Origin of the sequence: Kitasatospora sp. NPDC056181 (assembly GCF_042266225.1) — a bacterium.
Classification (GTDB): Bacteria; Actinomycetota; Actinomycetes; order Streptomycetales; family Streptomycetaceae; genus Kitasatospora.
The window spans coordinates 6957-9821 of sequence record NZ_JBHJUK010000234.1 but is presented as its reverse complement, the minus strand read 5'-3'; the positions used below and the strand labels follow the sequence as shown (position 1 = coordinate 9821).

Genomic DNA, 2865 nt, shown 5'->3' with positions numbered 1-2865 from the left:
CGTGTAGCGGGATCGTTGCGGCGGAGCGGGCCGCCGGCCCGGTGTAACGCCCGCCGGCCCCGGGGCCCAAGTGCCCCGGCCGGCCCGGGCCCCCCCCCGCCCCGGGGCCGGGGCCGTTGCGTCAGTGACCGCCGTGGATGAGCTCGACCGAGAAGGCGTGGTCGGTGGAGACGGACGGGGTCCTGATCTCCGTGACGCCGGTCGCGGGGTCGTGGAACCAGCCGGAGCCGGCCGAGTCGAGTGCGGCGGCCGAGGCCAGGCGGGGGAGCGGGCCGCCCGCGGTGACGACCTGGCGCGGGGCGGGCTGGCCGTGGACGGTGAGGCGGTAGCCGCGGCTCGCCGGCTTGTCGGCGTAACCTCCCACGCTGCCACCGACCTTGATAGTGGTGACGGCGCGGTTCGCGTGGACGTCGACCCGCTGGGTGGCGGAGGCACCCTGGGTGAACTGCCGGGTGGTGCCGTCGTCCTCGTAGAGGGTGTAGGACGAGTCGCCCTGCGGGTAGATGTCGTAGTCGAGCTCGGTGCGGTCCCGGTTCTGCCAGGACAGCGTGCCCTTGGGCCACATCGGTACGATCGAGCCGCCCTTGACGAAGAGCGGCAGGGTGTCGAGCGGGGCCGCGTACCCGTTGAGGGTGGTCGGGCCCTGGTAGGTGCGGCCCGTCCAGTAGTCGGTCCAGGTGCCCTTGGGCAGGTAGATGCCGTCCCGCACCGAGGTGTCGGAGTACACGGGGGCGACGAGGAAGTCAGGTCCGGCGAGGAACTCGTACTTCGCGTCCGGCCCGAGGGCGGCCGGGTCGTCCGGGTACTCCAGGGCGAGCGGGCGCACCGCGCCGATGCCGGTCCGGGTGGCCTCCGCCGACAGCGTGTACATGTACGGCAGCAGCCGTTCCTTCAGCTGCAGGTACTTGCGGTTGACCGAGGTGTAGGGCTCGCCGTCCAGCCAGGGCTGCTGGTCGCGCTGCTCCTTGCCGGTGAGGTCCTTCGCCCAGCCGTCCATGGTCATGATCGCGGGGAGGAAGGCCTTCCACTGCAGGTCGCGGGTGTACATCTTGGGGTCGCGCCGGAAGATGGAGCCGACGTCGCCGGTGTTGTACGCGATGCCGGACATGGTCGCTCCGGCGTAGGTGGGGATCTGCCAGCGGATGTAGTCCCAGGAGAGGCTCTGGTCGCCGCTCCAGAGCACGCCGCAGCGCTGCGCGCCGGCCCAGGAGACGGGGAGCCAGACGAAGCCGCGGGAGTCGCTGTTGTCCTCGATGCCGGCCTTGGCCTGGTCGCAGGCGTTGAGGGCGAAGTCGTACCCGTTGCCGACCCACGCCACGTCGAGCTTGCGCACCCGGACCCCGGCCTTGACCTCCTCGGCCTGGTTGGGCAGGCCGTTCTGCGTCCAGAGGCCGAGCTGGGCGTGGTCCTTGCGCAGGCCGTCGCCGGTCTTGGCGAGGTCCTCGTAGCCGCAGCCGTAGCCGTCGTTGACCAGCATCCAGCCCAGCGGCATCTGGTTCTGCACGTAGCCGTCGGCGATCTTGACCGCGTCCGTGGTGTGCCGTTCGCCGCGGTTGGCGTTGTGCAGGTAGCAGTCGGAGTCGCCCGGTTCGAGGCCGTAGACGGGTGGCATGAAGGGCTTGCCGACCAGGGCGGTGTACTTGCCGATGACCGACTTCACGTCGCCGGTGAAGTAGTAGGCGTCGAGCCGTCGTTCCTGCTGCCCGGTGCGGACCGGCGAGCCGAAGTCGTAGATCCCCGGCGCGAAGGTGTTGCGGAAGACCCCGTAGCCGGCGCTGGAGACGTAGAACGGCTGGGAGTTGTTGTAGCCGCCCTCGTTCCAGTTGGTGCTGTTGGCGACGTGGACGGTCTGGTCGCGGTGCGAGAAGGAGCCGTTCTGTTCGCCGCCGCCGAAGAACTGCTCGTCGGCGCCGCGTTGGAGGCTCTGCCGCAGTCCGCCGGTGCTCCAGCGCAGCGGGGCGTCCTCCTGCCAGAGGGCGGTGCGGTCGTCGGCCCGGTAGAGGCCGAAGCGCAGGGGGTGCTTGTAGACCCGCAGGACCAGGGCGCCCGAGCGGATACCGTAGTAGGTCCCGGCGTCGAACGTGCTGGTGTCGCGCCGGAGTTCGGGCTGCCGGCGGATGATGGTGCTGCCGGCCGGGTCGGTGAGGACGCCGTCCGGGGCGGCCCGCAGGCGCAGTTGGTCGTCGGCCAGGAAGTCGACCTTGGCCTTCAGGGTGCCGGCGGAGATGTCGTAACTGCCCTGGGAGCCGCCGAAGGAGGTGAGGTCACCCGCGTCGGCGGTCTGCGGCAGGTAGGCCCGGCCCGTGTAGGAGTTGTCGTGCACGTCGTAGGGGACGACCAGGACGTGGTAGGTGCCCGAGGCCCGGGGGATGACCGTCGCCTCGGGGTCGGCGGTGCCGGCACTCTGGGCGACCTCCTTGCCGTCGGCGTCGTAGACGTAGAGGTCGAAGTCGTCGGTGGGGGTCTGCCATTGGATGGAGAGCGGGACGCCGCCCTCCGGGTTGTCGTCCCAGTACCCGGCCGGCACGTTGACGGTCAGGTCGAAGCGGTCGCAGACCGCGCCGCCCGGGTCCTGTGCGGCGGGCGGGCAGTCGCCGGCGCCGCCGAGCGTCCCCTTCGCGTAGCGGGGGCTCTGCCAGGTGGTGCTCTGGTGGTCCGTGTCGAGGACGGCGGAGCCGGGGGTGGCGGCCCCGGCGGGGACGGTGGGCCCGGTCAGGGCGGCGACGCTCGTCACGGCTGCGGCGAGGGCGGCCCGGCGGAGGTGGTGTCGAAGCAGGCGCATGGTGCGATCTCCAGTCGACTGAGCAGGGATGTGTTCACTGGGTGCTCGAAACTGCTTGGAAGGCAGGATCCCGGAGCGGCGTT

1 protein-coding gene is annotated in these 2865 nt (G+C 71.2%); it reads right to left on the bottom strand.

The annotated features are described in order from the left end of the window. Positions 1-121: 121 nt before the first annotated feature. On the bottom strand, positions 122-2782 hold the full coding sequence (locus tag ACFC1F_RS41280) for a TIM-barrel domain-containing protein (RefSeq protein ID WP_376166703.1): 2661 nt from the start codon (positions 2780-2782) through the stop codon (positions 122-124). Positions 2783-2865: the final 83 nt, after the last annotated feature.

What these genes read in the sequence shown, in the direction of transcription:
- ACFC1F_RS41280 (WP_376166703.1), bottom strand. Translation starts at nt 2,782, where the DNA reads ATGCGCCTGCTTCGACACCACCTCCGCCGGGCCGCCCTCGCCGCAGCC.